Raw genomic sequence first — 25,584 nt, 5'->3', positions numbered from 1 at the left:
CCTAGCCAATGACGTGCTGAACGGCGCTGTCGGATCGCTTGTTTTTGGGCGTCGCCTAAAGCCGACGGCCCATGCCCGGCCCGTCGTGTCAACTTATTTGCCGTCGACGATTTGTCGGGGTTCGGGTCACAATGAGTAAATATCATCATACCGATTCGCAACAATCGCGTGTCCCGGGCAACCACCGCCCGGCCATGGCGCCGGATTCGCAGGTCCACCCGCCTCCCCGCGCAACCGGGCATCGTCCATGAGCCACCCGCCGCCGCCCGCGCGCCCGGCAGTCTATCCGCGGTACTCCGGCGTCGGCTGCAGCAGCGGAAAGGCGCTGTGGACATGCGGCTGCGCCACCGGCGGAGCGCCCGGGAACACGAAGCCCGGATGCAGTTCGTTCAGCCTGCGGGCGCCGGACAACGCCATGGCGACGCCGAACTCGTGCTCCAGCAGTTCCAGCATCGTGTGCACCCCGGCGTCGCCGGCGGCGGCGAGCGCGTAGCAATACATCCGGCCGATGGCCACCGCATCGGCTCCCAGCGCGATCGCCTTCACGATGTCGGTGCCGCGGCAGATGCTGCCGTCGACGATCACCCGCGCCCGGCCGCGCACCGCCGCCATCACCTCGGGCAGCACGTCGATCGAGCCGCGGCCATGGTCGAGCTGCCGTCCGCCGTGGTTGGAGACGTACACGCCGTCGACGCCATGCTCGCAGCACAGCGCCGCGTCCTCGGCGGTGGCGATGCCCTTCAGGATCAGCGGGATGCTGTGCGTGTCCTTGAAGTGCTTGACGTTGTCCCAGTTGAACGATGCCTGGTAGCTCTGCCCGGTCGCCACCGCCCGCCATGGCTTGACGAAGCGGCCGGCGATGTCGCGCTCGCGGCGTGAATAGGCGGCGGTGTCGACGGTGATGGCGAAGGCGTCGTAGCCGGCGTCGACCGCGCGCCTCACGATGTCGTCGACCCAGGCGTTGTCGCCGCGCACATACAACTGGAAGATCTTCGGGCCGGGCGCCGCGGCCGCCGCCTCCTCCAGCCCCGGCTGCGTCACCGAACTGACCATGATCGGCACGCCGAACGCCGAGGCCGCCCGCCCTGCCGTCGCCGCGCCGCCGGGCTCAAACGATTCCAGCGAGCCGACCGGCGCCAGGATCACCGGCAGGCGCCATTGGCGGCCGAACAGCGTCGTGCCGAGCTCGACCTTGGAGACGTCGACGCAGACCCGCGGCCGCAGCGCCAGCGAATCCAGCGCCAGCCGGTTGCGCCGCATGGAGGTCTCGGATTCCGCCGCGCCGACCAGGTAGCCCCACAGGTGATCGGACAATTTTGCGCGGGCGGCAGGGATGAACTCGTGCAGGCACTGGAAGTCGCCCGTCGGCTCGAACAGATGGCTGGCTTCGGCCTGGCCCATGCGTTTCCTCCCTGGTTGCCGGCTGCCCGCCGGTATCAGGCATCCACCGGCGGCGTCATGCAAGAGCGGAGCCGCCGGGCGGGCAGGGGGGCGCGACTCCATTGCCCAGTTCATCGCCGGCCGGTCCGATGGTATAGGCGGGGCGGTCAGGACCATCGCTTGCAGAGGGGAACGCGTCATGAAGCTCTTGCGATACGGGCCGCCCGGAGCCGAGAAGCCGGGGATGCTGGACAATGACGGCATGATCCGCTGCCTCGCCAGCATCGTGCGCGACATCGACGGCTTCGCGCTGTCGGAGGCGTCATTGAAGACGATCGCCAGCATCGATCCGACGACGCTGCCAAAGGCCGAGGGCAACCCGCGCATCGGCCCCTGCGTGGTGCGGCCGGTGAACTACGTTTGTATTGGCCTGAACTACGCCGATCACGCCGCGGAAACCGGCAACCCAATTCCGAAGGAGCCGATTGTCTTCCTGAAGTCGCTCAGCGCCTTCAGCGGCCCGAACGACGACGTCCACCTGCCACGCGGCTCGACCAAGCTGGACTGGGAGGTCGAGCTGGGCGTGGTCATCGGCAAGCTGGCGCGTTCTGTGCCGGAGCACGACGCCATGGCGCACGTCGCCGGCTACTGCGTCTGCAACGACGTCAGCGAGCGCGAATATCAGTTGGAGCGCGGCGGCACCTGGGACAAGGGCAAGGGCTGCGAGACGTTCGGTCCGACCGGGCCGTGGCTGGTGACGAAGGATGAGGTCAGCGACCCGCAGGACCTGCCGCTGTGGACCGAGGTGAACGGCCGGCGCATGCAGGACGGCTCGACCCAGACGATGATCTTCGGCGTCGCCAAGCTGGTCAGCTATGTCAGCCACTTCATCACCCTGCATCCGGGCGACGTGATCGCCACCGGCACGCCGCCGGGCGTCGGCGCCGGGCAGAAGCCGGAGCCGGTTTTCCTGAAGGCGGGCGACGTGATGCGGCTGGGGATCGAGGGCCTGGGCATCCAGACGCAGCGGATCGTTGCGGCTTGAGGTACTGGCTGTGGGTTCAGACTTTCCAGCGCCACAGCCGTCAGGGCGAAGCAATGGACGGAGCGGGGTGGTCTCCTTGTCGTCATGGCCGGGCGTGCCCCCATGCGCATCAGGATAGGGCGTCCGGCGGAGCAAGGGCTTCTCCCCCATCGTCACGGCCGGGCGTGTCCCGGCCATCCGCGCTTCGGCGGTTGGGGTGGATGGCCGGGACACGCCCGGCCGTGACGGAGGGACAACGGACCGGGCACCAAATCCTTCTCCTACCGTCGCCCTGTCCTGATACGCATGGAGCGCTTGTTTCCCCTGATGTCTTCGTGGCTTAGTGTCTTTGTGTTAAAGCAGCAGAACAAACCGCATGAACCTGCCCCGGTTCCCCCGGCCAGGCGCCCGTGCAGCGTTGGCCAACCGCATCAACACAAAGACACTAAGTCACTAAGGTTACTGTGTTTTCTGAACTGCCTGACAGACTTTCAGGCATGACGTCCAGGCTTCCGTTTCCAGCGTTTCCTGATGGAAGCCGGACCGATCTTCGCTGCCCGGCAGGCAGGGCTGCCGCACGGCAATCTGAACGCCTCAGGCTTTCAGGGGAAAAGCGGCGCCATGCCGGATGCAACCTGGCGGCGTTTGCCGGCCGGATCTTACAGCGAGATGCCACATTTGTTTCCTTGCGACTGCCAACCCGTCAAATGCGTGAGGGACGCTTTCCTCTCCTTGATCGAGCAGCGGTCATGACCATTCCCCCGATCGTCCTGCTCATCGGCGCGACGACCCTGATCCGCATCCTGTTCGCCGCCACCACCGGGCTGGGCGTGGACGAGAGCTATATGGTGGCGGCGGGCCGGGTACTCAGCCTGGGCTATTTCGACCATCCGCCGGCGGCGTGGTGGCTGTCCTGGGGCGCGGCGCACCTGTTCGGCAGCGAGCACCCGGTGGTCGTTCGGCTGCCCTTCATCCTGTTGTTCGCCGTTTCGCAGTTGCTGGTGTGGCGCATCGGCTGCCTGGTGGCGAATCCCCGGGCCGGGTTCTGGGCGGCGGTGGCGCTGAACCTGTCGCCGGTGTTCGGCATTACCACCGGAAGCTGGGTGCTGCCGGACGGGCCGCTCGACGCCGCGTTGCTGGGCGCGGCGCTGTGCCTGGTGCAGGCTTTGCCGGCCAGGGAGCGCGCCCGGGGGGACAGTGGATGGGGGGACCGTGCCCAGGGGGATCATGCCCAGGGGGATCATGCCCCGGGCGACCATGCCCCGGGGGACCATGCCTGGGGATGGTGGCTCGGCGCCGGCCTGTGCGCCGGGCTGGCGGTATTTTCGAAATACACCGCCGTGCTGACCATTGCCGGCGCCGGCCTGTACTTGCTGAGCAGCCGGACGCACCGCCGCTGGCTGGCGCATCCGGCGCCCTATGCCGCGGCGCTGGTCGCGTTGCTGGTGTTCAGTCCGGTGCTGGTCTGGAACGCCACGCATCACTGGGCGTCGTTCGCGTTCCAGGGGGACCGGGCGATGGGCCTGCGGTTCCGCCCGTTCGCGCCGGTTGCCACACTGGCCGGCGAGGCGCTGTTCGTGCTGCCGTGGATCTGGCTGCCGATGATGCTGCTGTTCGCCGGCGCGTTCCGCCGCGGCGCGCCGTGGACGCATCACCTGCTGGCCTGGCTGGCAGCGCCGCCGATCGTCCTGTTCGCCCTGGTCTCGGCCTGGTCGAGCCAGCGGGTGCTGTTCCACTGGGCGGCGCCGGGCTACCTGATGCTGTTCCCGCTGCTTGGCGAGACGATCGCGCGGCACCTGGACCGACGCTGGGTGCGGCGGATGATCGTCTTCACCGCCGCGCTGGAACTGGCAGCCGTCGCCACGATCGCGCTGCAGATGCAGTTCGACTGGCTGGGCGGCAGCCTCGCCGCGGTGATGCGCAAAGATCCCACCGACGAAGGGCTGGACTGGCGGTCCGTGCGGCAGGACCTGGACGCGCGCGGGCTGCTGCTCCCGGGCGGCCTGGCGGCGGCGATGAACTGGCGGGACGCCGGCAAGCTCGGCTACGCCCTGGGGCCGCAGACGACGATGCTGTGCCTGAACCGGGACTCGCGGCAGTTCGGCTTTGCTGATCCCGCCGGCAGGTTCTACGGCCGCGATGCCGTGGTGCTGCTGGCGGATCCCTCGGGCCGAAGCGTGGATGAGGCGCGGCGCTGGTTCGACAGCGTCGATGTGCTGCCCGATGCGGCCGTCCGGCTCGACGGCCGGGTACTGCGGACGGTGAGGGTCCTGCGCGGGCACGGGCTGCACGCGCCACAGTGATCCAGGCTGTTGCCCGTCCGTCGCAGCCGGTCCGGCCGGCTGTTGCTCATGCGTCATGGCCCGACTCGTCCGCGCCGGCGATCGCGGCACAAGTGCCTGAACTGGCGGCCCGGACAAGCCGCGCCATGAGTGCGTCCGTGAGGACGCTTTGTCAGTACGATGCAAGTCCGTGCTCGGGTTGGCCGCAGCCCGGAAATCGAAGGTAACTGCGTCGCTGCGAGGCGATGATGGAGAGCAACCGGAGGTGAACTGGCAGTCCGTAGGATGACGAACCTGTTTCGGCGGGATCTTGTGGCGAGCCTGCTCGTGGATGGCGAAGCCTGGAAGTAACAGACAGCGCTGAAGCGACTGAGACTCAAAACAGCCGTATGGGGGAGAGCCGTCAGCACGGTTCGGAGGGCGGGGGGGAAACTTCCCGACCCCTATCGGAGAGGCGATGACCCTGCGGAACCGTATTTCCATAGCAGTGCGGTCCCGCCTTTGCGCATTCAGACACCCGGGCAGGCCTGCGCCGGTGCTGCGATGCCTCACCCCGATCATCCGATCGGTCGGGTCCCAATCCGCCGGCAAGATGCGGTCTCCGTGGCGCTTCGTAGTCCTTCGTTCTTCCTCCGTGGTGAAAATTGCGGAAGCATGAACGAGCACGGACAGTTCCGGATGGCGCTGGCATCATCCGCCACGGACTCAGGACCCCAGTCGTTGCCGATCGTGGCCAAGCCAAGCGGCGGAGCACCTTCCGCCACGTCCAGAAGAGTCGATCCTTCCGGCGACCCGTCATGGCGGCTACCCAGGACAAGCCGGGGCACAGCCTCCGGGCCACCTGTTTCAGCACGTGTGCCGCGACAGGTGGCCCGGACCAGCCCTACCGCATGCACAGATCTCGGAAACGATTCCCCACCTGCGGCGAGCGAGGCCATGATAATGCACTCATCCGCCCGCCGGGACGGCGCCTTGTACCCCGGTATCTTGGCGTTTTGGCGTCTTGGCGTTGAACGGGAACCATGCTGCCGCACCGGGCGGGGATGGGTGCGCTACATCGGCGGTCCGTGCGGTGGAGAGCGTCGATCAAACGCCAAGACGCCAAGTTCATGGCCGCCAACCCGCTGCCTGCCGCAAACAGGGCATGACAGGCGGCCGCACCCGTCCGCATAGGCGCTAACTTAGGCGGCCAGGAGCACGACCGTTGCTACCCCGTCATGGTGGGCGAAGGCCCACCATCCACGCCTTCTGCTGATACCGGCACCGTAAGGCGTGGATGGCGGCCCAGCGGCCGCCATGACGACGGGACACTGCGCCGCGTCCCGTCGCCTAAGTTACAGCAGACCGCAGGTTGGTTGGAACACTGAGGCCCCCTGTCCTCATCGTCATGGCCCGGCTCGTCCCTACGGGATGCACACATCTTGGAAACGGTCCGCCGCGGCGTTTCCCTTTCGTCATGGCCCGGCTTGTCCGGGCCACCTATTCCAGCACTTGTGCCGCGACAGGTGGCCCGGACAAGCCGGGCCATGACGATGGAGGAACGCTCTTGGCGCCCAGGCAAGCACTTGATTTTACGGTCATTTCCGACCCGTTTCCAGGATGTGTGCATTGCGTAGGGCTCGTTCGGGCCACCTATCGCGGCACATGTGCTGGAACAGATAGCCCGGACAAGCCGGGCCATGACGATGAGGGAGCGCCGTCGCCCTGTCTCAATCGACCTGTGGAACGCTGTAGCGCCTATGGCACCCGTCCGGGCCATGACGGTGAGGGAGCGCCGTCGCCCTGTCTCAGCCGGCCTGCGGGCTGCCGTCGCCAGCCGGCCAACCCAACGTTACGGCACGCCACCCGCCGCCATCACCCCATCACGTGATAGCCACCATCGACATACGTGGTGGACCCGGTCAGCATCCGCCCCGCACCGGTGGCCAGCAGCGCCGTGGTCATGCCGACATCCTCGGGGCTGACCAGCGTATGCGCCGGCGCCCGCTCCGCCACGCGCGCCAGCAGGTCATCGAAATGGTCGATGCCCGACGCCGCCCGCGTCTTCAGCGGACCCGGCGAGATCGCATGCACGCGGATGCCCTTCGGCCCCAGCTCCGATGCCAGGTAGCGCGTCGCGCTCTCCAGCGCCGCCTTCACCGGACCCATGATGTTGTAGTGCTCGATCACCTTGTCGGCGCCGTGGTAGCTCATGGTGAACAGCGTCCCGCCATCGGTCATCAGCGGCTCGGCCAGCTTGCACATGCGGATGAACGAATGGCAGGAGATGTCCATCGCCAGGGAAAACCCCTCCCGCGAGCAATCCACCACCCTCCCGTGCAGGTCCTGCATCGGCGCGAAGGCGATGGAGTGCAGCGCGAAATCCAGCCGCCCCCAGCGCCTCGCGATCTCGGCGAACACCGCCTCCATCTCGCCCTCGACCTGCACGTTGCACGGCAGGAAGATATCGGCGCCCAGGTTGTCCGCCAGCGGCTCGACGAAGCGCTTCGCCTTTTCGTTCAGGTAGGTCACCGCCAGGTCCGCGCCCAGCCGGCGGAAGGCGCGGGCGCAGCCATAGGCAATCGACTGGTCGTTGGCGATGCCAAAGACAACCCCCTTGCGGCCCACAAGATCAAGGGCTGGAAGGTCAGACATGGAAGAACTCCTCTTTGGAAATCCGGTCATCCGAGGCGGCGGTCTTCAGGGCCTCGATCGCATGCAGCGCGATCATCTGCTCCTCGTCCGTCGGGATGACCCAGGCAGCGGCGCGGCTCATCGCGCCGGAGATGCAACCGGTGCCACGCGCGTTGGCCACCGGGTCGATGTCGATGCCCAGCCACGCGCAACCGCGGCCGATGCGGGCGCGGATCTCGGCCGAGCGCTCGCCGATGCCGGCGGTGAACACCAGCCCGTCCAGCCCGCCGAGGCAGGCCGCCATGGCGCCGATATCGCGCACCGTGCGATAGACGAAGTAGTCCACCGCCTGCGCCGCCTCCAGCCGCCCGGAGCCCAGCAGCGTGCGCATGTCGCTGCCGATGCCGCCGGACAGGCCCAGCAGGCCGGACTGCTCATACAGCAGGTGCTGCAAGGTCTCGTGCCCCATGCCCTGGTCGAGCAGGTACAGGATCACGCCGGCGTCGATGCTGCCGGTGCGCGTGCCCATCGGCAGCCCGTCCAGCGCGGTGAAGCCCATGGTGCTGTCCACGCTGCGGCCGTTGAACATGGCGCACAGGCTGGCGCCGTTGCCCAGGTGGGCGACCACGACCCGCCCGCGCGCCAGGTCCGGCGCGACGCGGGCCATCTGCCGGGCGATGAACTCGTACGACAGCCCGTGGAAGCCATAGCGCCGGACGCCGTCCTCATGCAGCGCCCGCGGCAGGGCGAAGCGCATCGCCGCGTCGCTGTGGCCGGCGTGGAAGGCGGTGTCGAAGCAGGCGACCTGGGGCAGGTGAGGGTGCGCCGCCGCCATCGCCCGGATCGCCTCCAGGTTGTGCGGCTGGTGCAGCGGCGCCAGCGGGATCAGGTCCGCCAGGTCGTCCAGCACCCGCGGCGTCACCACCACCGGCGCGGTGAACCGCGTGCCGCCGTGCACCACCCGGTGCCCGGCCGCCAGCAGCGTGTGGCCGTCGAGGTGATGATCGAGCCAATCGACCAGCTTGCCGAACAGGATCTCCTGGCGGCCGCCCGTCGGCTCCCAGAACGTGTCGGCGACCACCTCGCCGGCGTCGGTCGTCGCGGTGAAGTGCGGCGCCTGGTCCAGCCGCGTCAGCTTGCCCTTCACCAGCGTGGTGACGGCATGGTCGCCGGCCTCGGCGACCGCGAACTTGACGCTGGAGGAACCGGCGTTGATGACCAGGATGGCGTCGTCCATCTCAGGCCTCCACCGTCCGGGTCGCCGCCAGCGCCGCCACCGCGCACGACGCCAGCCGCGTCCGCACGCTGTCCGCCCGGCTGGTCAGGATGATCGGCACCGCCGCCCCCAGCACGATGCCGGCGGCGTCGGCCGAGCCGGAGTAGATCATCTGCTTGGCCAGCATGTTGCCGGCCTCCAGGTTCGGCACGATCAGGATGTCGGGATGGCCGGCGACCGCGGACGCAATGCCCTTGGTCATCGCCGACACCGCGCTGATCGCGTTGTCGAACGCCAGCGGCCCGTCCAGCACGCCGCCCTTGATCTGCCCGCGATCCGCCATCTTGCACAGCGCCGCGGCGTCCAGCGTGGACGGGATCGCCGTGGTGACGGTCTCCACCGCCGACAGGATCGCCACGTTCGGCTTCGCGATCCCCAGCGAAATCGCCAGGTCGATGGCGTTCTGCACGATGTCCACCTTGTCGACCAGCGTCGGCGCGATGTTGATGGCGCCGTCCGACACCAGCAGCAGCTTGCCCGAGGCCGCGGTCATCATGACATAGACATGGCTGATGCGTCGCGCGGTGCGCAGGTGGTTCTCCTTGCGCATCACCTCGTGCATCAGTTCGTCGGTGTGCAGGCTGCCCTTCATCAGCGCCTTCACCACGCCGTCGCGGGCCAGGCCGACCGCCACCTCGGCGGCGGCGTGGGAGTGCGGCACGTCGTAGATGCGGATGCCGGTCAGATCCAGGCCCCCGGTCACCGCCAGCGCGCGGATGCGGGCCTCGGGTCCAATCAGGATGGGCTCGATGAAGCCGGCGAGGGCGGCCTGCAGCGGGCCGTGCAGGCTGTCATGGTCGCAGGGATGCACGATCGCCGTCGGCAGCGGCGGCAGGCCGCCGGCGCGCTGCAGCAGGGTGGTCAGCGCCTCGTGGTGCAGCACCGCAACTTCCGGCAACGGCATCCGCTCGCGGCGGATCTTCTCCTCGGGCGCGATCACCTCGGCGGTGCCGGAGATCACCTCCTTGCCGTCCTGGTTGAAGGCGTGGCAGTCGAACACGACGCGCTTCTTCCCGGCGTCCTTCTCGCGCGCCACGACGCGGGCGGTCAGCGTGTCGCCGGGCTTCACCGGGCGGCGGAAGCGCAGGTCCTGGCCGAGGTAGATCGTCCCCGGGCCGGGCAGGATGGTGCCGAGCACGGTGGAGAACAGCGACCCGCCCAACATGCCGTGGGCGATGATGCCGTGGAACATCGAGCCGTCGGCATAGGCCTGGTCGAGATGCGCCGGGTTCACGTCGCCCGAGACGCTGGCGAACAGCTCGATGTCGGACTGGGTGACGGTGCGCACCAGTTCCGCGCTGTCGCCGACGGCGATTTCGTCAAACGTCTTGTTTTCAATGAAATCAGGTGCGGACTGGCATTCTGCCGGCGCGCAGGGATCGATGCGTGGAACGTTGGTGTCCATGTTGAATTCTCTCGCAGGACAGTTGGAAAAATTTTCGTCACGCCGCCAGGACGTAGGTGCCCGGCGCGTCGCACAGCGCCGGCGGCATCGGCGGCGCCGGCACCCGCTCATTCGAGCGTTCCGCCATCCAGCGCTGCCATTCCGGCCACCAGGAGCCTTCGTGCGCGGCCGCACGCTCCAGGTAGGCGTCCGGATCGGTGTAGGCGTCGGTGGCGCGCATGGTCAGCACGCGGTAGCTGCGGCCCTTGTGCCCGGGCTCGCTGACCACGCCGGCGTTGTGGCCGCCGCTGGCCAGCACGAAGGTGATGTCGCTTCTGGCAAGAAGCGAAATCTTGTAGACCGACCGCCACGGCGCCACATGGTCCTTGCCGGTGCCCAGCGCGAACACCGGCACCCGGATGTCGCGCAGCGCGATCGGCCTGTCGCCCACCTTGAACCGCCCGGCGGCGAGGTCGTTGCGCAGGAACATGCTGCGCAGGTACTCCGAATGCATCCGCCGCGGCATCCGCGTCTGGTCGGCGTTCCAGGCCATCAGGTCGTTCAACGGCGCGGTTTCGCCCAGCACGTAGCGGCTGACGAACGGCTTCCAGATCAGCTCGTCGGCATGCAGCAACTGGAACGCCGCGCCCATCCGCTCGCCGTCCAGGCCGCCGTGGCGGGCCATCAGGCTGTCGAGCCAGGACAGCTCGGTGTCGCTGATGAACAGCTTCAGCTCGCCGGGCTCGGTGAAGTCGGTCTGCGCCGCGAACAGCGTCATCGAGGCGAGGCGGTCGTCGCCGTCGCGCGCCATGGCCGCCGCGGCGATCGACAGCATGGTGCCGCCGAGGCAGTAGCCGGCGGCATGGATCCTGCGGCCCGGCAGGTGTTGGCTGATGACGTCGACCGCCGCCATGACGCCCTCGCGGCGATAGTCGTCCATACAAACGTCCTGATCATCGGCCGTCGGGTTGACCCAGGAGATCGAGAAGACCGTGTGACCTTGTTCCACAAGAAACCGGATTAGCGAATTCTGCGGCCGCAGGTCCAGAATATAGTACTTCATGATCCATGCCGGAACGATCAGCACCGGCTCGGGGTGCACGGTGGACGTCGTCGGCTGGTACTGGATCAGCTCGATCAGGCGGTTGCGGAAGATGACCTTGCCCGGGGTGATGGCGATGGTTTCTCCGACGACATAGGTGTCGCTGGCCGGTTGTTTCGGGCCGAAATGATCGGCCGCGAAGTTCTTCGCCCCCTCCAGCAGGTTCAGCCCGCCGCGCTCCAGCGTCGCGCGCTGCAGCGCCGGGTTGGCCAGCAGCGCATTGGCGGGCGAGGCGGCCTGGAACGCTTCGTTGATGCGCGCGCCCAGCACCTGCTCGTGCCGCGCCGCCATGCCGCGCACGCCGGTGGTGGCGTCGTGCCACCAGTCGCGGGAGGCGTCGTGCGCCCGCATCAGCCAGTCATACAGCCAGGTGCCGGACAGGGCGGTGCCGGACAGGGCGGTGCCGGACAGGGCGGTGCCGGAGTCGGCCGGCGGCGTGGCCAGCCGGGCGCCCGCGGCGGCGGCACGCAGGCACAGATCGACCTGCTTGCCCGGCGACATCGCCAGGTGCGAGGCCCAGTCGAGCCAGGCCTCCATGGCGGCGACAGGCGAGCGGCCGCCGGTGAGTTCCGCGACCGTGCCCTGCACGGCCTCGTCATAGGCGGCGAATGGCGTGAGCGTCTCCGTCCCTTGGCGGACCGGGGTCAGGGACGTCTGGTCGAAAGGCATCGCAACGTATTCCTTCAGGGACTACCAAGTAACGGTAGCGGCGGGCTTCAGGTCGGGGCGCAGGGGGGATCGCGGCAACCCGCGTAGCGCCGGAGGGTCACCGAGGCGGCGGCTTGGGCCGCGTGAGGGACGGCGTGTCGACAGGGACGCGGTAAGTGCTGGCGGAGTCCGGCCGCCCGGGCATCGGGCCAATGTCATGGACAAAACCGCAAAGCCGCGTGTCATGGACAAGGGCGCATCCGCCAGACGGCATCAGGGGCTTCAGCGCATTCGCCGGACCTGAATCGCGGACGCCGGGCTAGCTGGCAGTTGGCCCTCGAAACCGGAAAGTCAACCATCTTTTATGAAATAGTTTCATATCTAATCCTTCGAACAGACCGGAATTGGTCCGGATTGAGGCGAAGGACGTTCCCTGTGCTGCGTCGCAACATATCAATCCGCCGGGCCGGATGCAAAGATAATCGTAGCTACGGCGAAGTTAGGTCATGAGAACTTAACAGTTGGTTACTATCCACAAATCAAGCCTCGCCCGCAGCAGGTTGTTGCGGCTTGTGACACGACGTGGCGGTTGTCGCCTGTGGATTGGTAACATTTGACCAAATTTTTCGCACCGGCACCGGACGCGACCGTTCTCTCCCGGTCAGGGCTGGGCATGTCCCCATGGGTGTCAGGATAGGGTGCGGGCGGAGCAAGGGCTTCTCCCTCACCGTCATGGCCGGGCGCGTCCGGGCCATCCCCCCCCCGCCGTCGAAGCGCCGATGGCCGGTGGCACGGCCGTTGCCACCATGACGATGAAAGAACGCCGTCGTCCTGTCCCAACTGACCTGCGGTCTGCTGTAGCGCGTATGGGAACACGCCCGGCCATGACGGTGAGAGAACGGCAGCGGCGCCAAATCCTTCTCCGTCCGCCGCCTTATCCTGCCAGCCACGGAACGTGTCCCGGCCCCTATGCCGTGCTCCGCCTTCAGCCCTCCGCCTCGTCCGGGGCTTCCTGGATATCGACCATCAGTTCGTCACCCAGCTGTTCCAGGCCCTCGCGCATCGCCTCGACCGCGTCCTCGTCCGGCGCGCGCAGCAGGGCGGTGGCGCGGAACAGCGTCCCGCCGGTGAACGAGCCGGCCGCGACGCCGGTGACCAGCTCCTCGATGTTGATGCCGCAGCCGGCGAGCACCTGGGTGATGTCGCGCACGATGCCCGGCCGGTCGTTGCCCACCACCTCCAGCGCCAGCCGCGGCGCCGGGGGCGGGGCCGCCAGACCCTCGTCGCCGCTCTGCACCCCGATTCGCAGCCCCTGGCCCTCCAGCGCCTTCAGGTCGGCCAGCAGCGACTCCGGCGCCTCCACCCGCACGATGCCGGCAAACTGCCCGGCCAGGCGCGCCATGCGGCTTTCCAGCCAGCTGCCGCCGTGCGCCGCAACCGTCTCGGCCAGGGTTCTCACCAGGCCCGGCCGGTCCGAGCCGATGACAGTCAGGATCAGGGAAGCCATCGTTCGACGGTCCTTATGCAGCCATGGTCCGCCAGACATAGCGGTTTCGTGACGGATGGGCCAGCGCTTCCCCCGGGCAGCCCGGTGCGTCCGGGATAGGGTGCCGGATGGGAAGGATCGGGCAGCCCGGTCCGTTGCCGCCGTCATGGCCCGGGCGTGCCCCCATGGGCAGGATGGGGCGATTGGCGGAGCAAGGTCTTCTCCCTCCCCGTCATGGCCGGGCTCGTCCCGGCCATCCATCCCCCCGCCGTTCGTGCGCAGATGGCCGGGACACGCCCGGCCATGACGGGGAGGCAACGGACCGCGCGCCAAGTCCTTCTCCAACCGTCGCCGTATCCTGATAGCTTTGGGGACACACCCGGCCATGACGATGGAGCGAGGACCTTGACAAGCGGGAGCGGGACCTTGCGCCGCCACATCCCTCGTCCTGACGCACAGGCCGCGCAGCCCTCCCATGCCGTGCCGTTGTTGCCAAGCCTGCCGCCCCGTGCTTCTACGCCGGCTTCCAGGAGGAACCGCCCATAATGACCGAATTCGTGTCTGGCCGTCATTTCCTGCAAACGCCCGGGCCCACCAACCTGCCCGACCGCGTGATGCGCGCGATGGATCGCAACGCGATCAACCACCGTGGCCCGGAGTTCGGCGTCCTGGGGCGAGAGGTCGTGGCGAAGCTGCGCTGGGTGTTCCAGACCACCGCCACCATCGGCATCTTCCCGGCCTCCGGCACCGGCGCCTGGGAAGCGGCCTTGCTGAATACTCTTGTACCAGGCGACCGAATCCTGATCAGCCGCACCGGCCAGTTCGCCCATCTGTGGGAGCAGATGGCGCTCCGCCTCGGCCTCGAAGTCGTTCCGCTTGAAACCGACTGGCGCCGCGGCGCCGATCCCCTGGCCATCGGCGCGGCGCTGGCGGAGGACCAGGAGCACCGCATCAAGGCGGTCTGCGTCGTGCACAGCGAGACCTCGACCAGCTGCATGACCGACGTCCCGGCGGTGCGGCACGCCATGGCGCGGGCGAAACATCCGGCGCTGCTGATGGTGGATGCGATCTCCTCGCTGGGCTGCGCGGATTACCGGCATGACGAGTGGGAGGTCGACGTCACCGTCGCCGGCTCGCAGAAGGGGCTGATGGTGCCGCCCGGCCTGGGCTTCACCGCGATCAGCGAGAAGGCCCTGGCGGCCGCCCGCGCCGGCGGGTCGCGCCGCAGCTACTGGGACTGGGCGCCGCTGGTGACCGCCAACAAGACCGGCTACTTCCCCTACACCCCGGCGATCAACCTGCTGTTCGGCCTGAACGAGGCTGTGGCGATGATGCAGGAGGAAGGCCTGCCGGCGCTGTTCGCCCGCCATCGGCGCTATGCCGAGGCCACCCGCCTCGCCGCCCGCACCTGGGGCCTGGACCTGCAATGCGCCGATCCCGCCGCCTGTGCCCCGGGCGTCACCGCCATCCGCACCCCCGAGGGCCACAGCGCCGATCGGCTGCGCGCGGTGATCCTGGAGCGGTTCAACATGAGCCTGGGCAACGGCCTGGGACGCATCGAGGACCGCGTCTTCCGCATCGGCCACATGGGCGACCTGGGCGTGCTGTCGCTGATCGGCGCGCTGGCCGGGGTGGAGATGGGCCTGCAGGCCGCCGGCGTGCCGCACCATCCGGGCGGCGCCCAGGCGGCGATGAATTTCCTCGCCGCGCCAGGCTGAGCAGGGCAGGGCGGATGGCGGCGCCGGTCGCGCAGCAGGCGGATCGCGGCTCGCCCGTGGGCATCTTTCTGGCGTTCCTGCGGCTGGGCTGCACCAGCTTCGGCGGGCCGATCGCCCACCTGGGCTATATGCGCGCGGATTTCGTGGCGAAGCGGCAGTGGCTGACCGAGGCGGTGTTCGCCGACATCGTCGCCCTGTGCCAGTTCATGCCCGGGCCGGCCTCGTCGCAGACCGGCATGGCCATCGGCCTGCTGCGCGGCGGGCCGCTGGGAATGCTGGCGGCGTGGCTTGGCTTCACGCTGCCGTCGGCCCTGGTGATGACCGCATTCGCCTATGGCCTCGGCGCCGTGGGCGACGTGTCGGACGCCGGATGGCTGCGCGGGCTGCGCCTGGTCGCGGTGGCGGTGGTGGCTCAGGCGGTGTGGGGCATGGCGCGCAACCTCGCCGCCGGGCGGGAGCGGGCGAGCGTCGCCGTCGCCGCCTGCCTGGTGTGCCTGGCAGTGCCGTCTTCGCTGGGGCAAATCAGCGCGATCGTCATGGGCGCGGTGGCCGGCGTGCTGCTGCTGCCGCGGGTGGCGATGCCGTGCGACCGGGCGGCGGCGCTGAACGTACGGATTCCGCGCGGCGTGGCGGTGGCGCTGCTGGCGACGTTCGGCGTGCTGCTGCTGGGCCTGCCCTGGGTGGCGGACGCGGCCGGCGGCCAGGCGGTCCGGCTGGTCAGCACGTTCTATCGCGCCGGGTCGCTGGTGTTCGGCGGCGGCCACGTGGTGCTGCCGCTGCTGCAGCAAGCGGTGGTGCCGCCGGGGTGGGTCGGGCAGGACGTGTTCCTGGCGGGCTACGGCGCGACGCAGGCGATGCCGGGGCCGATCTTCACCTTCGCCGCGTTCCTGGGGGCGGTGGAGCAGCCGGGGCCGAACGGCTGGATGGGCGCGCTGCTGGCGACGCTGGGGATCTTCGGCCCGTCCTTCCTTCTTATCGGCGGCCTGCTGCCGTTCTGGGACACGCTGCGCCACCGTCCGAACGTGCGCGCCGCTCTGAGCGGGGTGAACGCCGCTGTGGTGGGGGTGCTGCTGGCGGCGCTGTACCACCCGATCTGGGCCGGAACGATCCATCATCCCGTGGATTTCGGCTTCGCGCTGGTGGCCTTCCTGCTGCTGACGGTCTGGGCGCTGCCGGCGTGGAGCGTCGTCGCCATCGGCGCGATTGCCGGCTGGGATATGGCGGCGACGGGGCTTTTCGGGTAAACCGTTCGCGATCCTGGTGGATCCGGCTTCCTGCGTGCGGGTTTACCCCCGGCACGCGGTGGAGTTGCTAACGCGGGCAACGAAGGACTCTGGATCCGATGATCGTCGGCGCTATCCTGCTGCCGTGGCTTGCGGTGCTGCTGGGGCGGCATCCGTTCAAGGCGATCGCATGCCTGCTGCTGCAACTGACCGTGGTGGGCTGGATACCGGCCGCGATCTGGGCCGTTGCGGTCGTGCGGCACGATCGGCGGGAGAAACAATACCAGCAGATGCTGCGGATCCTGCACGGCCGCTGAGGGCCGCGGCGAAGGGCGTCCGGCGGAGCAAGGGCTTCTCCCTTATCGTCATGGCCGGGCGTATCCCGGCCATCCGCGCTTCGACGGTTGGGGGTGGATGGCCGGGACACGCCCGGCCATGACGATGAAGGAACGCCGTCGTCCTGTCCCAACTGACCTGCGGTCTGCTGTAGCGGACAAGCCCATCCATGACGAATAAGAAACGAACATTCGCCTACACCAGCACCACCGGCCGGACCGGTGCGCCGGTCGCGCCGCGGATCTTGGTGGCCAGCAGGATCAGGCAGGCGGCGTGAACCCCGTCGGCGGCCAGGTCGTCCAGCGCCAGGTTCTCGATCAGGTAAACCCCGCACTCGGCCAACGTGAACTGATGCACCGGCATCAGCACGCTGCGGTCGGGGTTCGGCAGCACCTCCACTGCCATGTTGTCGGCGCCGATGGCGACGATGCCCCGCTCGACCAGCCATTTCGCCGCCGGCACGTCGATGCCCGGCTCGCCTTCCAGGTAGCGGGCGTTGTCGACGCCGAAGTAACGCCCCCAGCCGGTGCGGATCAGCGCGATGTCGCCGGGCTCGACCGCAAAGCCGCCCCGGTCGGCGGCGCGCTGCAGGTCGTCCGCGGTCACCACCTGCCCGGGCGCCAGGTGCGTCCCCGGCGCGACGTCGAACAGCACGGCGCGGGTGATCATCGGCGGCGCGTGCTCGATCCCCAGGCGCTCCAGGCCCCAGTCGGTGACCACGTCGGCGGCGGCATTGCCATTGTAGAGCATGTCGCCCCTGGAGAAATGCCCCAGCGCGTCGATGTGCGTGCCGACATGCGCGGTCATCTCGATGCGCTCCAGGTTCGTTCCGGCATCGTTGAGCGCGCCCAGCTTCCGCCGCCGCTTGATGGTGTCGCGCCAGGAGCCGAAGATCGACATCAGGAACGGCGTCTGGTTCGGCGCCATGAACGGCGCGCCCATGAAGATCTCGTGGCTGACGTCGTAGACGCGCCCCTGCCGCACCGAGGCGAGGGCGGCCAGCCGCTTCTCCGCCGTCAGCAGGTTGCCGGCGCCGATCTGGTCGGCGGGTCCCCATTGCGCGTGGCTGTGGCCTGGCGTGGGCATGTGTCCTCCCTGTCCTGTATTGGTCTTTTCGGCGTCCGGCGCAGCCTGCCATTGCCGTGTGCCGCCGGCAACCGGAGCGCCGGCCCGGCAAACCGGCCCCGTGCGGATGGGCCAGCGCCGGAGGTGGCGCCGACGATCGCGGAGCCGGGCTGCGTCCGGGCGGCGCCGCACCCGCTTGCCTTCGTGGTCGCCATCGGCTTCGGCAGGCTGCGCGCCGCCGGCGATCAGGGTCCATTGGGCGGCTGCGGCGCGGCGATGCCGATACCGCGGGCGCCGTCTGCCGTCCGGCGGCGCGGCGCGTTGCCAATGCCGGCCATCCGGCCAGCGCCCGCAGCCTGGCGCGATCCTGGCCGCGTCCGGCGCCGGTAGTCCCTCCCTTATAAGCGGCTCGCCGCACGCGCCAATCGATGTGGCTGACCTGATCGGTCCGGGCGCTGCCACCGGGACGGTTGGCCGCCGCCGGCTGGCGCCTCCGGGCAACCTGGTTGTTATTGGGCACCGATGCGGCAGCGTGCCGTCAGGCTGGCCGACCGCCATGCCAATTGTATCCACAGTAATGGCGGCGTGCTCCCCGGAGTTGGGCGGCAGGCGGCGTCCTGCCGCGGCCAAAAAGGTCCTGGCGCGCCGGCAGTGTGTCTATTCTACGACAATGGCCGGAAGATTTACGAAAGTTGCTTATTCGCATCCTTGCTGGATTGAGCGTTAAAATTTGTTATGCAAAACAGTTCTTGTTAGGTAGCGAAACTCACGGAGGACCCGCACCAATGAAGCGAGTATTAGGCGCCACGGCTCTGGCCCTGGCAGGTGTAATGAGTGTTGCCGGTCCGGCCTCGGCGATGGAGCTGTGGGATCCGCATCTGCGTGGCGTTGACGAAGGCCTTGCCGCCGGCGCATTGCCGCCGCCGGGTGTCTATGGCGTCTTCAACAACTACTGGGCGTCATTCAACGCCTATGACAACAACGGCAAGAAGGTTCCGGGAACCGGGCTGCAGGCGTTCGTCGCGGTACCGATTGCCCTGTGGTCAACCGGCATCAAGGTTCTCGGCGCCGACTTCGGCATGGCGATCGCGCAGCCGTTCGACTACACCTCGGCCCAGCCCGGTTACGGCACCGGCGTCGGCTCGGGCAACTGGGGCCTGTTCAACACCGTCCTAGTTCCGGGCATCCTGTCCTGGACCCTGGGCGACTTCCATGTCTCGACCAGCCTGTCGATGTATCTGCCGACCGCCACCTCCACGCTGTCCGGCCTAGTGGTTCACGGTCACAACGTGAATGGCGGCCTGCCGTCCGGCAACGGCTATTTCGCCGTGCAGCCCGATTTCGGCGTGAGCTGGCTGCATGACGGCTGGAACCTGAGCGCCAGCCTGCATCTGACGGTCCCCGTCACGGCCAGCAACGATACCGGATACAGCTACAAGTCCGGCAACCAGTTCTCTGGTGACTACACGGCAACGAAGACGCTTGGCAAGTGGACCTTTGGCCTCGGCGTTCATCAGCAAAACCAGGTGAGTCCCGACTCGTCCAATGGCCCGAACGTCATTGCGCCGAAGGGTAACGCCGTCAACTTCGGCCTCGGCCCGATCGTTGGCTACACGTTTGGCAACGGCGTCGAACTTCAGGGGATCTGGAACCACGACGTGATCGTCCGGAACGACGTCGGCGGCGACTTCTTCAACGTCCGCCTCGTCACCGCGTTCTGATCAACGCCTGTCGGCCGGTTCGCCGGTCGGCACCGCGCCTGTCCATCGGGCAGGCGCGGCCTTTTCTTTTCTCCCGCCCTATCGGTTCTTAATAGTAAGAAATAGGCAACTTCCGGGCCAGCGCCGGGCGACATCCTCCCCGTTGATCCCCCGGGCGCGGATGACGCGATCGTCCGGAGGCAGTTTCAGGCGCTACGTCAGCAGCCCCCGGCCCGCCAGGTTGCGCATCAGCGCGCCGGCGCCGAACGTCCAGGGCTCGCAGCGATCCGTCGGCATCATCCGGTTCACCAGCCGCCCGAGCCTCGGCGCCGCGATGGCGACGACATCCTCCGTCCGGTGCGTGAACCCCTGGCCCGCCGCCGCCCGGTCCTGGATCGGCGCGAACATGGTGCCAAGGAACAGCACCGCGCCGTCCGGATAGCGATGGTGCGCGTTCAGCATCTGCGCCACCAGATCCGCCGGATCGCGGCTGATCTTCGCGATCGAGGACGACCCTTCCAGCACGAACCCCTCCGGCCCCTCCACCCGCAGCGTCACGGTCGTGGAACGGATGTCGTCCAGCCCGAATCCCACATCGAACAACCGCAGCAGCGGGCCGACGGCGCAGGAGGCGTTGTTGTCCTTCGCCTTGCCCAGCAGCAGCGCCGAGCGGCCCTCGATATCGCGCAGGTTGACGTCGTTGCCCAGCGTGGCGCCGACGATCCGCCCGGCCGAGGACACCGCCAGCACCACCTCCGGCTCCGGGTTGTTCCACGCCGAGGCCGGATGCAGCCCGGCATCCATGCCGGTGCCGACAGCGGCCATCGGCTGCGCCTTGGTGAAGATCTCGGCATCCGGGCCAATGCCGACCTCGAGGTACTGGCTCCAGGCGTTTTGCTGGATCAGGACCGTCTTGAGGCGCATCGCCTCGGGCGAGCCCGGCCGCAACCGGGACAGGTCGTCGCCCACCAAGCGCGTCACCTCCTGCCGGATGGCCGCCGCGGCGTTCAGGTCGCCGCGGGCGCGCTCCTCGATCACCCGTTCCAGCATCGACACCGCGAAGGTCACGCCCGCCGCCTTGATCGCCTGCAGGTCGAGCGGCGCCAGCAGCCACGGGCGAGCGGGATCGCGCGTCTCCACCGGCGTGTTGGCCAGCAGGGCGTGGACCGCGCCGATGGGCTCGCCCCCGGCCTGGCGCAAGGCGGCGGCGGGTTCCTCGGCCTCGCACAGGTCGCGCATCGTGGGGAATCGGCGGGAGACGTCGAACGCGATGCCGTCGCGAATCGCCACCACCGACGGGCCGCCGGCATCCGGCCGCCAGGCACGGCCCGCCAGGGTCGCCCGGGCGGCATCATCCGGCAGGCCGGTGCAGACAAGGGACTGGAACGGGTTCATGCGGGACGCCTCCTGTGTCTGGCGCCAAGCCTAGCCGAGGCGCCGGTGACGTACCAAGCCGCCGCCCCTCGCATTGGATGCCCGCTATCGCCCGACCCGACCGCTCCGCCCGGCACGACGGCCACACCCGCACCCGCCAGCGCGGTATTCCCCCTGACCCTCCGAGGCCCTCCCGCAGCGCTCAGCTTTTTCTCTGTGCGAACCGGAATGCGCCATCAACCCCACCGTCCCCACCGGGAACGCACCCCCGCGCCCAATGCCTCGACGTCCCGCCACCCGCCCTCAATTAATAACCGAAACAGTCTCGGTCACGCACGCCAGGATCGCCGGCGACATCCTCATCTCCCGCATCGCCTTGTCCTGCTCCGCCATCATCCGCCGCCGCTGCTCGCCGATCTCATCGGCAGGAACGGAAGCCAGGGTGACGCCGTGCGCCTCCAGCGCCGCCGCGGCCCGGGTCTGCGCCGTGGCCATGGCGGCGCGGTAGCGGCCGATATTCGCCGCCCACAGGTCGGTCACCAGGGTTTTCAGCGCCGGGCTCAACGAGGCCCAGAACGACTCGCTGATCATCGGGATGTAGATGTCCACGGCCTGCTGGTCCTCCAGGCCGTAGCGCAGCCCGGCGTCCCACAGGCCGGCGCTGGCGCAGCTTTCGTGCGTGCTTTGCAGCGCGTCGAACACGCCCTGCGACAGCGCCGGCGGCACGTCGCCCCAGTCCATCGTGATCGGCATGGCGCCGAAGAACCGGGCGCGCCACGCCTGCGCCAGGCTGCCGGCGTTGCGGATCGTCAGGCCGCGCAGATCGGCCAGCGAGGCCAGCGGCTTTTGGCGGCTGTACCAGTTGACGAAGCCCAGGTCGATCCAGCGCCCCGGGACCTTCACCCGCAGCCGGCGGCGGACCTTCTCGTTCACCAGCGCGCCGGGAATGCCGTCGATGGCGCCGTGGGTGACGCCGATGGGCTGGCCATAGAACATCGGCAGCTGGGTGAAATCCGCGTCCGGCACATACGCCGCGACCTGCCAGGTGCCGGGCGCCGCCATGTCGAGCTGCCCCATCAGCAGCGCGCGGATCACGTCACGGTCACGGAACAACTGCCCGCCGGTGAACAGAAGCGGCGTGATCTCGCCCCGCGACGCGGCCTCGAGCTTGCGCAGGAAGTCGGCGATCGACACGGTGCGGCCATGCAGCGGCGGCGTGTCCACCGAGACCCGCATGACAAGCGGCGCGGCGCGGGCCGAGCGGACGAACGGCGCGGCCAGCGCCGAGCCCAGGACGACCCGCCGCGCGACTCCACCCGGCATCAGGGCCGCGCCGTCAGGTCGCGGGCCGCGGCCGATCGGATGGCTGACAGGCGCGGGAACAGCACGTCCGCCGGGATCGCGGCGGCGCCCGCGTCCAGGCAGTCGGCGAACTTGTCGTACAGCTGCTGCCGGGTCAGCGGCCGCGACGGATGGCCCGTGGCGCGGGCAACCGGCTCGCCCGCGATCACCCGGCCGCCGGCGAGCCGGACGGTCACCTGGTCCTGCGGCGCGGCGCCGGGCATTTCCGGGTCGTACTGCGTCGTGGTCACGATCTCCACCTTGCGCATCAGCGCCTGGATGTCCGGACGGCGGACGAAATCGTCGGTCAGTTCCCGCAGCCCGACGCGCTGCGCGACGATGCCGCTGGCCATGCAGAACTCGATGCTGAATTTCGCCGCGAGCCCCGTCTCCGGCCGGTGGTTGCGCAGCACGGTGGCGAAATAGTCGCTCATGGAAACGGTCACCGCCTCGACCTGGTCCGGCTTGACCGGGTCGCCGGCCACCAGGTCCAGCATGCCGTCGATGGCGCGGTGGGTGCAGTAGCAGGTGGGGTATTTCTTGATCCCCAGGCCCTGCGACAGGATCGCCCACGCGGTCCCGGCCTTGCAGTCGCCGTCCCGGTCCTCGGTCCCGGTGGGCGAGATCGCGTGCAGGAAGCCCTGCGGATGCTCCAGCGCGTCGGTGCTGGCGGTGAAGCCGGCCTCGGCCAGCCGCGCGGCCATGATGCCGGCATGGGCCGCCCGGCCGGCGTGGAACGGTTTGGCCATGGTGCCGAAATTCGCCATCAGCCCGGCCGACTGCGAGGCACCCAGCGCGATCGCCATGGCGCACGTCTCCGCATCCAGCCGGCGCAGGTTCGCGCACGCGGCGGCCGCGCCGACGGCGCCATACAGCCCCGTCGGGTGCCAGCCCTTCCGGTGCAGCAGGCCGGTGTCGCGGCGGAACAGCTCCGCCCAGGTTTCGTAGCCGGCGACATAAGCGGTGATCATGTCGGCGCCGGAGGCGTCCAGGTGCTCGGCCTCGGCCAGGATCGCCGGCACCAGCACGGTGCTGGGATGGCCGCGCAGCGCCACGTCGTCATAGTCCAGCGCGTGCGCCGCGGTGCCGTTGATCCAGGCGGCCTCGGGGGCAGGGGCGTGACGCTCGCCGAACGTCAGCGTAGCCGGGCCGTCGCCCGGCGCCAGCGTCTCGGTCAGGATGCGCACGCTGTCTTCGTTGCGTCCGGCGATCATCGTGCCGACGCAGTCGATGAAGCCCATCTGCGCCACCTGCGCCGCCGCCTCCGGCAGGCGATTCGGTGACAGATCGGCGATGAACCGGCCAAGCGACTTTGTCAAGCTCATGCAACGGTTTCCCCTGCCAGCTTATTACATCGGCAATATATCCTTCAGTCCTCGGCGACAATGGGGTTTCGCAGGATGCCGATGCCGCTGATCTCCACCTCGATGGTGTCCCCGGGCTTCATCCACAGCGGCGGCTTGTGGTACGCGCCCACCCCGCCGGTGGTGCCGGTGGCGATCACGTCGCCCGCCTCCAGCTGCGTGAAGGTAGAGCAGTATTCGATCAGCGTCGGGATGTCGAAGCAGAGGTCGTCGATCGTCGCATGCTGGCGCTCGATCCCGTTCAGCCGGCTCATGAGGTGTGCCTTGGTGACGTCGCCGACTTCCTCGGGCGTGACGATCCACGGGCCGAACGCGCCCGAGCGGAAAAAGTTCTTGCCGGGAATGAACTGGCCGGAATGCCGCTGCCACTCGCGGATCGATCCGTCGTTGAAGCAGGCATAGCCCGCCACCACGCTTTCCCAGTCCGCCTTCTTCACGTGGCGGCAGCGCCGGCCGATGACCACCGCCAGTTCGCCCTCGTAATCGAACGTTTCCGACGCCGCCGGGCAGACCATCGCCTCGCCGTGCCCGACCTGCGCATTGCCGAAGCGCGTGAAAATGATCGGCTTGGGCGGCGGCTCCCGCCCGCCTTCCTTGATGTGGGAGACGTAGTTGAGGCCCACGCACAGCACCTTGTCCGGGTCCGGCACCGGCGGCAGGAAGTGGATGTCCTCCAGCCGGTAATCGGCGTGGCGCGCGGCTTCCTCGGCCAGCGACGTCATTGCCCACAGCGCGTGCTTGAGCCCGGGCGCCCGCGCGCCCAGGTCGATGACGCCCTCGTTCTTGGCGATGCCCCAGCTCGGCGTGCCGTCCGGGCGACGGAAGCTCAACAGTTTCATCGTGGTTGTCTCCTGCTCCCCAACGCCCTATCGATAAGGCGATGCCCGCCATCCGGCAAGCCGAGGGGCCGGCCGAGGGGGAAGCGACGGCCACGAAGCGAAGGAGGACGCCATGACTTCCACCGGCATTCCGACTGGCACGCCTATTGGCACGCCCATTGGCACACCCATTGGCATACTGCGTGCGGCGCTGCGCCAGCAGGGCATGGTGATCGCCCCGGGCGCCTATGACGGCCTGACCGCCGCGCTGGTCGCGCAGGCCGGCTTCCCGGCGGTGTACATGACCGGCGCCGGCACCTCGATGGCGCACGGCTATCCCGATTTCGGCCTGCTGACCGGGTCGGAAATGGTCGCCAACGCCGCCCGCATGGTGCGTGCCGCCGGCATCCCGGTGATCGCCGACGCCGACACCGGCTACGGCAACGAACTGAACGTCGTCCGCACCGTGCGCGACTATGAGGCCGCCGGCGTCGCCGCCATCCACATCGAGGACCAGGTCTCGCCCAAGCGCTGCGGCCACCTCGACGACAAGGAAGTCGTGCCGCGCGCGGACTGGATCGCCAAGATCCGCGCCGCCGCCGCAACACGGCGTGACCCCGACTTCCTGATCATCGCCCGCACCGACGCCCGCGCCGTCATCGGCTTCGAGGAGGCCATCGGCCGCGCCAACGAGGCGCTGGCCAACGGCGCCGGCATGGCCTTCGTCGAAGCGCCGCAGACGGAGGCGGAACTCGCCGCCGTGCCGAAGCTGGTGAACGGACCCTGCCTGTTGAACGTGGTCTGGGGCGGCAAGACGCCGATGCTGGACATGCGCCAGGCCGCGGCGCTCGGCTTCCGCCTGGCGATCGTGCCCGCCCTGCTGCTGACCGCCTCCATCGCCGCCTGCGACACGGCGCTGGCCGCGCTGCGGGAAAGCGGCGCCTATCCGCCGGCGGGCGAAATGACCGTGCGAGACGCCTTCAACCGCCTCGGCGCGCGCGAGTGGGAGACAGTCCGGACGCGCTTCCGCGAGGGGAGGCCGCAGGGCGGGTGAGAGGCAGCGGTGTTGTTTGCGGGCCCATCCGGCGTGGGTGGCGGCCGCCGTCCGTGTTTCGGCTGGTGGAGGGCGGCGGCGACGGGCGTGCGGCACGATCGTCCGGACATGTAACCACAGAGGATAAGCACAGCACTGCGGAGGGCCAGAGGGAAGATTTCACAGCGCCACGCGAAGCGCATGGCGACCACCGACGCCGTCGTCCCGGCCACCGGAGATCCCCGGATGGCCGGATCAATGAAGCGACCTGACAGGCTCTGGGCCAGCAACATCCACCCCAGGCCGCAGGATATCCCCCTGATCCCTGTGGCCCTCCGTCACCCTCTCTTTAATTTTCTGTGCGAACAAAAATACCCTGTCAGCCACGCTGTCCCCGCCAGGAACGCACCCCCGCAT

The 25,584-nt window shown here is 68.8% G+C and carries 18 protein-coding genes; 7 read left to right on the top strand and 11 right to left on the bottom strand.

Features of this window, described 5'->3' with window-relative positions:
• Positions 1-282: 282 nt before the first annotated feature.
• Positions 283-1,401, bottom strand: coding sequence for an alpha-hydroxy acid oxidase (locus CCS01_RS19340; RefSeq protein WP_104520409.1), 1,119 nt, complete (start codon positions 1,399-1,401; stop codon positions 283-285).
• A gap of 178 nt (positions 1,402-1,579) precedes the next feature.
• Between CCS01_RS19340 and CCS01_RS19335 the strand changes: the two genes are divergently transcribed.
• Positions 1,580-2,425, top strand: a complete 846-nt coding sequence (locus CCS01_RS19335) for a fumarylacetoacetate hydrolase family protein (RefSeq protein ID WP_104520408.1) — start codon at positions 1,580-1,582, stop codon at positions 2,423-2,425.
• A gap of 728 nt (positions 2,426-3,153) precedes the next feature.
• Positions 3,154-4,707, top strand: coding sequence for a glycosyltransferase family 39 protein (locus CCS01_RS19330; protein ID WP_158258494.1), 1,554 nt, complete (start codon positions 3,154-3,156; stop codon positions 4,705-4,707).
• Positions 4,708-6,540: 1,833 nt separating this feature from the next.
• On the opposite strand, the gene fabI is transcribed toward CCS01_RS19330, so the two are convergent.
• The 5 genes from fabI to CCS01_RS35750 all read right to left on the bottom strand — a co-directional run bounded on the left by fabI (position 6,541) and on the right by CCS01_RS35750 (position 13,216).
• Positions 6,541-7,320 (bottom strand): enoyl-ACP reductase FabI, encoded by a 780-nt coding sequence (gene fabI / locus CCS01_RS19325; RefSeq protein WP_104520406.1) that lies wholly within the window; start codon positions 7,318-7,320, stop codon positions 6,541-6,543.
• A complete protein-coding gene (locus CCS01_RS19320; protein WP_104520405.1) occupies positions 7,313-8,536 on the bottom strand; it encodes an acetate/propionate family kinase in 1,224 nt (407 codons plus the stop codon). The genes fabI and CCS01_RS19320 overlap by 8 nt, the downstream gene beginning before the upstream one ends.
• 1 nt (position 8,537) lies before the next feature.
• Positions 8,538-9,980, bottom strand: coding sequence for a bifunctional enoyl-CoA hydratase/phosphate acetyltransferase (locus CCS01_RS19315; RefSeq protein ID WP_104520404.1), 1,443 nt, complete (start codon positions 9,978-9,980; stop codon positions 8,538-8,540).
• A gap of 37 nt (positions 9,981-10,017) precedes the next feature.
• Entirely contained in the window at positions 10,018-11,730 is a 1,713-nt protein-coding gene (locus CCS01_RS19310; RefSeq protein WP_104520403.1) for a PHA/PHB synthase family protein, read from the bottom strand.
• Positions 11,731-12,694: 964 nt separating this feature from the next.
• Positions 12,695-13,216, bottom strand: coding sequence for a glycine cleavage system protein R (locus tag CCS01_RS35750; protein ID WP_104520402.1), 522 nt, complete (start codon positions 13,214-13,216; stop codon positions 12,695-12,697).
• A 524-nt stretch (positions 13,217-13,740) separates the two neighbouring features.
• Between CCS01_RS35750 and CCS01_RS19300 the strand changes: the two genes are divergently transcribed.
• From CCS01_RS19300 to CCS01_RS19290, 3 genes are all read left to right on the top strand, one after another.
• Entirely contained in the window at positions 13,741-14,913 is a 1,173-nt protein-coding gene (locus tag CCS01_RS19300; protein WP_104520401.1) for a pyridoxal-phosphate-dependent aminotransferase family protein, read from the top strand.
• Positions 14,914-14,927: 14 nt separating this feature from the next.
• Positions 14,928-16,157 carry a chromate efflux transporter gene (chrA, locus tag CCS01_RS19295; protein ID WP_104520400.1) on the top strand — a complete coding sequence of 410 codons (1,230 nt, stop codon included), beginning with the start codon at positions 14,928-14,930 and terminating at the stop codon, positions 16,155-16,157.
• A gap of 98 nt (positions 16,158-16,255) precedes the next feature.
• Complete coding sequence (locus tag CCS01_RS19290) at positions 16,256-16,453, top strand: YqaE/Pmp3 family membrane protein (RefSeq protein WP_104520399.1); 198 nt, start codon at positions 16,256-16,258, stop codon at positions 16,451-16,453.
• Positions 16,454-16,667: 214 nt separating this feature from the next.
• Here the strand turns inward: CCS01_RS19290 and CCS01_RS19285 are convergent, their stop codons facing one another.
• A complete protein-coding gene (locus tag CCS01_RS19285; RefSeq protein WP_104520398.1) occupies positions 16,668-17,558 on the bottom strand; it encodes a cyclase family protein in 891 nt (296 codons plus the stop codon).
• A 671-nt stretch (positions 17,559-18,229) separates the two neighbouring features.
• On the opposite strand from CCS01_RS19285, the gene CCS01_RS19275 reads away from it, so the two are divergent.
• A complete protein-coding gene (locus tag CCS01_RS19275; RefSeq protein WP_146101846.1) occupies positions 18,230-19,258 on the top strand; it encodes a SphA family protein in 1,029 nt (342 codons plus the stop codon).
• A 192-nt stretch (positions 19,259-19,450) separates the two neighbouring features.
• On the opposite strand, the gene CCS01_RS19270 is transcribed toward CCS01_RS19275, so the two are convergent.
• The 4 genes from CCS01_RS19270 to CCS01_RS19255 form a co-directional block, all read right to left on the bottom strand.
• Positions 19,451-20,632 (bottom strand): fumarylacetoacetate hydrolase family protein, encoded by a 1,182-nt coding sequence (locus tag CCS01_RS19270; protein WP_104520395.1) that lies wholly within the window; start codon positions 20,630-20,632, stop codon positions 19,451-19,453.
• A 282-nt stretch (positions 20,633-20,914) separates the two neighbouring features.
• On the bottom strand, positions 20,915-21,934 hold the full coding sequence (gene dctP / locus CCS01_RS19265; protein ID WP_104520394.1) for a TRAP transporter substrate-binding protein DctP: 1,020 nt from the start codon (positions 21,932-21,934) through the stop codon (positions 20,915-20,917).
• Complete coding sequence (locus CCS01_RS19260; protein WP_104520393.1) at positions 21,934-23,277, bottom strand: MmgE/PrpD family protein; 1,344 nt, start codon at positions 23,275-23,277, stop codon at positions 21,934-21,936. Before CCS01_RS19260 ends, dctP begins: the two co-directional genes overlap by 1 nt.
• Positions 23,278-23,321: 44 nt before the next feature.
• Positions 23,322-24,155 carry a fumarylacetoacetate hydrolase family protein gene (locus CCS01_RS19255; RefSeq protein WP_104520392.1) on the bottom strand — a complete coding sequence of 278 codons (834 nt, stop codon included), beginning with the start codon at positions 24,153-24,155 and terminating at the stop codon, positions 23,322-23,324.
• 112 nt (positions 24,156-24,267) lie between these two features.
• Here CCS01_RS19255 and CCS01_RS19250 point away from each other — a divergent pair, with 112 nt between their 5' ends.
• Positions 24,268-25,188 (top strand): isocitrate lyase/PEP mutase family protein, encoded by a 921-nt coding sequence (locus CCS01_RS19250; RefSeq protein ID WP_104520391.1) that lies wholly within the window; start codon positions 24,268-24,270, stop codon positions 25,186-25,188.
• The last annotated feature ends 396 nt before the right edge of the window (positions 25,189-25,584 follow it).

This window comes from Rhodopila globiformis (assembly GCF_002937115.1).
Taxonomy (GTDB): Bacteria; Pseudomonadota; Alphaproteobacteria; order Acetobacterales; family Acetobacteraceae; genus Rhodopila; species Rhodopila globiformis.
This window is presented reverse-complemented; position numbering and strand designations above follow the sequence as displayed.